Origin of the sequence: Devosia riboflavina (genome assembly GCF_000743575.1) — a bacterium.
GTDB classification, from domain to species: domain Bacteria; phylum Pseudomonadota; class Alphaproteobacteria; order Rhizobiales; family Devosiaceae; genus Devosia; species Devosia riboflavina.
Genome location: NZ_JQGC01000089.1, coordinates 1 through 605 on the forward strand (window position 1 = coordinate 1; position 605 = coordinate 605).

1 protein-coding gene and 1 pseudogene are annotated in these 605 nt (G+C 63.1%); one reads left to right on the forward strand and one right to left on the reverse strand.

The window, feature by feature from the left end:
- A partial coding sequence (locus tag JP75_RS24825; RefSeq protein ID WP_035088000.1) for an SDR family NAD(P)-dependent oxidoreductase occupies positions 1–244 on the reverse strand: 244 nt, incomplete at its 3' end.
- 214 nt (positions 245–458) lie between these two features.
- Between JP75_RS24825 and JP75_RS26390 the strand changes: the two are divergent.
- Positions 459–605, forward strand: a pseudogene (locus JP75_RS26390) (aldo/keto reductase); the annotation flags it as partial.

Consider the following 605-nt stretch of genomic DNA (forward strand, 5'->3'; position numbering starts at 1 on the left):
CGGCAATGGCAGCCTGATAGTCGGCGATGTCGGTGACGTCGCAATGGGCGAAGCTGACTGTGGCGCCCGCAGCGCCCAGCTCGGCCGCCAGGGCTTCGCCCTGCTCACGGGCGATATCGACGAAACCCACCTTGGCGCCCTGCCCGGCGAATTCACGCACAAGCGAAGCCCCGATCCCCGATGCGCCACCGGAAATGACGACGGGCCGGCCCTCAAGGCTGGGATAATTGGCGTAAGCGGTCATGCTGCTCCCCTCTTTCGCATGCGGGTTCGGTGGTAGCGTAGAGGGGGATGGCCGACAAGGGCGGGACTTGCTTCCCGTCACCGCTTCCGCGTCGGCGCAAAAGCTTCTAGTATGGCAGATACCGCAGGCCTTCCCTGCGCTGCCAGACTCAACTCACGAACAGCTATGGACCGGTGGTGCCTGACGGCATGGCGCCGGCTTGAGGGAGATTTCCATGGAGTACCGCAAACTCGGCAACAGCGGCACGGTCGTCACGTCCTATTGCCTGGGGACCATGACGTTCGGGCAGGAGACGGACGAAGCGACGTCGCATCTCATCATGGAGGACTACATCAAGGCGGGCGGTAATTTCATCGATACG